Source organism: Leptospira vanthielii serovar Holland str. Waz Holland = ATCC 700522, from assembly GCF_000332455.1.
GTDB classification, from domain to species: Bacteria; Spirochaetota; Leptospiria; order Leptospirales; family Leptospiraceae; genus Leptospira_A; species Leptospira_A vanthielii.
On record NZ_AOGY02000001.1, the window covers coordinates 1 to 5,380 of the forward strand.

Below are 5,380 nucleotides of genomic sequence, written 5' to 3' on the forward strand. Positions count from 1 at the left end.
CAATTTCAAATAACGAACTAGCTAACCAACGTAGGCTGGCCCTGAGCCTCTGGAGGAGGCGTTAGGGATTGGCACGAATACGTGGCGTAAGCAAGAGGAGTGACAAAAGCCTATGTGCCGAAGGCCAAGCGAGGGCGAAGTCCCGAAGCGAAGTGGTTAGCGGTAGTTAATTGCAGTTGGTTTTATGTTGTATTTGCTAATAATACGAAGTGTTTGAAATCCCAGTGCGCAAATTTTCATTCTTATTCTTTGTCTTCAAAGCGCGACAATCATTTTTGCATCATGCAAACCGTGACCAAAAAATAATAGGAAATGTAGCGAAATAAATCTCTTAATTCTTATTCTTTTCTTTAAAACGCCTGAATCATTAACAAAGTAATAAAACCGATATAAAGATCTATTATCGAATTGAGCAAAGTTGGACCCTCACCTTTTAAGAAAAATTGCGCGCTGGATTTTTAGAATAGAATTAACCAATTGCAATTAACGAACTAGACTTACCGAAGTTCCCCGACCCTGAGTCCCGACGGGACGTTAGGGACTGGCATGTAGCTTGCGTAAGCAAGGCGAATGCCAGAAGGGGAATTTGCCGCAGGCCGAGCGAGGCCTTGTGCCGAAGCGTAGCGGTAAGGCGCTGTTATGCGCTGTTAGTTCTGATTCTTTAATTCATTTTGTACATTTTTGTCGATATTTTCATAATCATTTTTTTCTGAAGGCGAAAACGTGTCTTTGCTTTTCCCTGCAACAATCAGTCCCTTTTCATAATCTTTACTCGCTAGAAAAAAATATAACGAAAGAAATTGGTATATATTATAAAAATATGATACTAATTCTAGAACAGATAGGGAAAGAATAATAATTAAGTAGGACAGTGAAATTTTAGATAGGAAGTAAAAAAGGTGAAATGAATTTAAATGACTTAGGTCAAATATTTGAAATATCAGTAATATAAAAGAATGAATCAAGTTCAAGATGAAAAAACCGATCGGAGTTATAAAGTATAAAAGAAGAACTTTGATTAGGGGTTGTTTATAAGTATTTTCATCATCATTAAAGTGTTTGAATATCCCTTTAGTGTTTAATATGGAAGCAACAATTGTGAATGAAATCAGGAAGAAGCCAAGAACTGTGATCGAGAAAGTAAAGAGAATATTCTGTAGGTTTTTAAATAGATTTGCAAAGTCAAAAGGGAATTCAAAAGGAAAAAAAGTGATAAAGATTGTATTGGATAACGAATATAGTATAATAAAAAATTTGTTGTTTATTAGTGATAATGATTTTATCCAAACGATCCAGAAATTTCTTTCTGAATAATACTTTTTGAATGTTTTATCTGATATTAATTCCATCTATTTAATCAAAAGCTTTCTTTATCATTTCATCAGAATTCTTTTGCTCTATTCTAGGTATTTCATTCAAATCTAAATCTTCTGAATATTTTGAATATATTTTTGCTGCATTATCAATGGTCTTAGCAGTCGGATCATAGTCTTCAATTGGCTGAACATATTTAATACCTTCATCCGATATAGTTTGATTGATTCCTGATTCTGTGATTCCGTCTACTGTAAAATTTGCTTCGTTTGATTCTGATATTTCTTTTATCAGAGTTATAGCACTTTCTGTATCTTTCGGTGATTCTACTTCGAAACCAATTTTTTCACTTTTGAGATATTTCAATATTTCTTTGTTATCACCTACAAAACTTGACGCATTAAAGTCTCCATTTTGTAAAAATTGATTTATTTTGATTTTTTTTATTTTCTTAATTCCTTTAAATTGCTCTTCAATTTTTTTTCTCATCGGCATCGGAGTGAAATTTATGTATAAGTCTGGAAAATTCTCATATATTTTAATCTTTTCCTCTCTTTTTTTTCCTGTACTTAATGATTTGAAATATTTCGCTTTTTCTCTATTGATGCCTCTCTTCAAAAAACTGACAAATGTATTTATTTGGGGATACCCTCTGTGTTCGCCCAGGTAAAGGAGGGTATGATTTTTTAGCAGATATATAAAAAGAGAGCTAGGTGCAGTCTGATAGCTTTCATCCTTTTCAACGAGAGTATTATTTATTAAAACCTGTTCAATTTCTAAAACTGTATCTTTTACGAATTTCCCAATAATCGCAGGTTCATCTTTTGAAATATATTTTATATTTACATCTTTTAGTAAAAAATGAGGAAATCGACCGAGAGAATAATCGGAAACAAAAATATTTTTAACAAATTCATCCCAGTAATCCAATAGATTTTGTTTAATTTTCTTATTTAAAAACACGCAGTTTAGATTTCCTATTAAAAGGTTTTTTTTGTTCATAATGGTTCCTTTTTTTTAATTTTTTTTACTAATAGCGCATAACGAACTAGCTAACCAACGTAGGCTGACCCTGAGCCTCCGTACGGAGGCGTTAGGGATTGGCACGAGGCTTGCGTAAGCAAGAGGAGTGACAAAAGCCTATGTGCCGAAGGCCAAGCGAGGGCGAAGTCCCGAAGCGAAGTGGTTAGCGGTAGTTAATTGCAGTTGGTTTTATGTTGTATTTGCTAATAATACGAAGTGTTTGAAATCCCAGTGCGCAAATTTTCATTCTTATTCTTTGTCTTCAAAGCGCGACAATCATTTTTGCATCATGCAAACCGTGACCAAAAAATAATAGGAAATGTAGCGAAATAAATCTCTTAATTCTTATTCTTTTCTTTAAAACGCCTGAATCATTAACAAAGTAATAAAACCGATATAAATATCTATTATTGAATTGAGCAAAGTTGGACTTTCACCTTTTAAGAAAAATTGCGCGCTGGTTTTTTTGAATAGAATTAACCAATTGCAATTAACGAAAAAGCTTACCGACGTTCCTCGTAGCTGAGCCTCAGTATGAGGCGTTAGCGTCGGCGCGATATTTGCGGAGGCAAAAATCGTGCCGGAGAGGAATGTGTCGCAGACCGAGCGAGGCCGTAAGTGCCGAAGCGCAGCGGTAAGCGGATGTTAATTGCAGTAGGTTTCTGCAGAAAAAGATATTAGTCGAAAGGGAAATCTCATCAAGCGCGAAAATTTTCGATCCGATTCTTTCTTCTCTTATAAATCTAGATTGGAACTAGTGAATTAAAAACTCATCTTTCTTAGTTTAATGAGAAAATTACCTTCTTTAGCAAATCACAGTTTAATAAAAGATTATTTGGGTAGAGTTTCCACTACTAAAAGGCAGTTTTATATTAATTCCTCAACCCCTTCTAAAGAAAATTTTCGCGCGTTATTTTTGTATGATTTAACCTATTGCAATTAACGAACTAGGGGAGACGACGTTCCTCGAAGCTGAGCCTCTGTAGGAGGCGTTAGCGTCGGCGCGAATCTTGCGGAGGCAAGAGACGTGACGGAGAGGAATGTGGCGTAGCCCGAACGAGGCCGTAAGTGCCGAAGTGAAGCGTTTCCCCGCTGTTATGCGTAGTTGCTGCTTTTAATTATTTGATTTGTTTATCTTTCGAATTTCGTTTAAGACAGATTCGGAAATCCAGATTCCCTTCCTCTGAAGTTCATCAATTTGTTTCTCTAAATCTTCTATTATACCTAAGGTTTTCGCTTTTGCTAAAATCCCGAGAGTTCCTGTTATTTTTAATCCAAGATTCTTTGCGATTTTTCTAGCCTTTAAGTCATCTAATATTACGAGAGAGTTTTTTAATTCTAGTGCCAGAGCAATAGTCGATGCTTCGCCACTATCTAAAATCTGTTCAAGAGATTTAACAGAAAATTCTTGTTTAGGATTTTTGACTTTTATAAAGTCAGGAATACTTTCGCCAAATTCAGTTTTAACTGTATCAGTAATGATTACTGAATTATATAAGCTTTTTAAAATGCCAAATTGTTGGATTTTCGAAAGAAGAATTAAGCAACTTGTGTTAGAGATAACGTCAGGCATTCTCTAAATCAGTTTTAAGATCATCAGCAGAATATGCAAATAGAATAGAAGAGCCATAGTTTTTCATCACATCAATTAGAGAAGACTTCGATAGGTTAACGATATCAGCCGCTTGTCCAATGGAAATTTTACCCGTCTCATATAATTTAACAGCCATAGCCATTTTGAAATCATATTCATTTAGGTCTATTTGATCAGGGATTTGAAAACTAAGTGATTTCATGATTGGATACATCTCAATTTTTGTTCTAGAAAAGCAAAAATCAAACAATTTTTCATTTAGTTGTGACTGAATCTTCTGAAAATTTCAGTTTTTTTGATCAAACTAATGTTTTGCAGCAATTACGCATAACGAACTAGACTTACCGAAGTTGTCCGACCCTGAGTCCCGAAGGGACGTTAGGGACTGGCACGTAGTTTGCGGATGCAAACGAGTGACAGGAGGACAATTTGGCGTAGCCCGAGCGAGGGCTTGTCCCGAAGCGTAGCGGTAAGTCGCTGTTATTTGCAGTGTGACTATATTTCTCTCAATTCTGATTCGAAAATTTTATTGTTTTCGATTTCTTGATTCCAAATTTCGAATTTTTCATTTAGGTTAAGATTGTAATCGTAATTAGTTTTAATTAAAGCTTCGTTTTTGATTGAATCTAATAAAATGAGAATTTCTTTGCCTATAAAAGAGGCCATACCAAAATAGATTAGTTTGTTTTCATGACGTGATTTTTCATTTAAAAGAAAATTTTTAAAGTTTAAACTTGTGAAGGTTGTATGTATAAAAGTTGAAAAATGAGAGTACCAAAACGATGCTATTATGCTATTGTTAACATTGGAGTTAGGAAATAGAAAACCATTATGAAATTTTGCCCAGTTTCCCTTTTTAATAGCGTTTATAGATTCTTTAGATAGTGTTTTATACTCATCATTCGATTTGATGAGCGCATAAATTTCAGTTAGTTGTTGGTCATGAATTTCGTTATTTTTATAGTTTATAAGATTATTTTGGGAATTTTTGATGTCACAATATTTCAAAATGTAAAATCTGAATTTAGTGATTTTGTTATTATTATTGAAATTTTCGAAAATGAAAACTATTTTCAATTTGATTTCTAGCATTATTCTCAGAATTGCACCGATAGAATTGTCATCAAGAACTAGTCTATTTCCGAAAACTTTGGTCTTGAAATTTCCGATTAAGTTAATTGTATTGTAACTTGTGTAAAATTTAAGAACCAGTTCCCTTAAAAAGATTTCGATTTCATCGTTTAATTCTATTTCATAATAAATTTCCATTAAAAAATCGTATATAATTTTTATTTCCAAATATTCATTATGGTAATAATCTAATAAATTATCGAGATTATCTGGGTTTTCAATTAAAGAGTTAATGAATTCAACGAATTCTTTTTTTGATTTTATGAAGATATTTTCATTGTTCATTAATTTTTGTTAGTTTTTGATTATACGTGGCGT

4 protein-coding genes are annotated in these 5,380 nt (G+C 33.4%); all 4 read right to left on the bottom strand.

Translation table 11 applies throughout. The features are described 5' to 3' along the window. Positions 1-1,353 precede the first annotated feature (1,353 nt). On the bottom strand, positions 1,354-2,316 hold the full coding sequence (locus LEP1GSC199_RS00010; RefSeq protein ID WP_039925590.1) for a hypothetical protein: 963 nt from the start codon (positions 2,314-2,316) through the stop codon (positions 1,354-1,356). Between the two features lie 1,135 nt (positions 2,317-3,451). Beyond that, positions 3,452-3,910, bottom strand: a complete 459-nt coding sequence (locus tag LEP1GSC199_RS00015; RefSeq protein ID WP_002975829.1) for a PIN domain-containing protein — start codon at positions 3,908-3,910, stop codon at positions 3,452-3,454. Continuing rightward, positions 3,903-4,145: a UPF0175 family protein gene (locus LEP1GSC199_RS00020; RefSeq protein WP_002975826.1), complete on the bottom strand. Its 243-nt coding sequence runs from the start codon at positions 4,143-4,145 to the stop codon at positions 3,903-3,905. The genes LEP1GSC199_RS00015 and LEP1GSC199_RS00020 overlap by 8 nt, the downstream gene beginning before the upstream one ends. A 281-nt stretch (positions 4,146-4,426) precedes the next feature. Then, on the bottom strand, positions 4,427-5,347 hold the full coding sequence (locus LEP1GSC199_RS00025; RefSeq protein WP_002975828.1) for a hypothetical protein: 921 nt from the start codon (positions 5,345-5,347) through the stop codon (positions 4,427-4,429). Between the last annotated feature and the right edge of the window lie 33 nt (positions 5,348-5,380).

Coding starts and splice junctions, on each gene's coding strand:
- LEP1GSC199_RS00010 (WP_039925590.1), bottom strand. CDS start 2,316: ATGAACAAAAAAAACCTTTTAATAGGAAATCTAAACTGCGTGTTTTTA.
- LEP1GSC199_RS00020 (WP_002975826.1), bottom strand. CDS start 4,145: ATGTATCCAATCATGAAATCACTTAGTTTTCAAATCCCTGATCAAATA.
- LEP1GSC199_RS00025 (WP_002975828.1), bottom strand. CDS start 5,347: ATGAACAATGAAAATATCTTCATAAAATCAAAAAAAGAATTCGTTGAA.
- LEP1GSC199_RS00015 (WP_002975829.1), bottom strand. CDS start 3,910: ATGCCTGACGTTATCTCTAACACAAGTTGCTTAATTCTTCTTTCGAAA.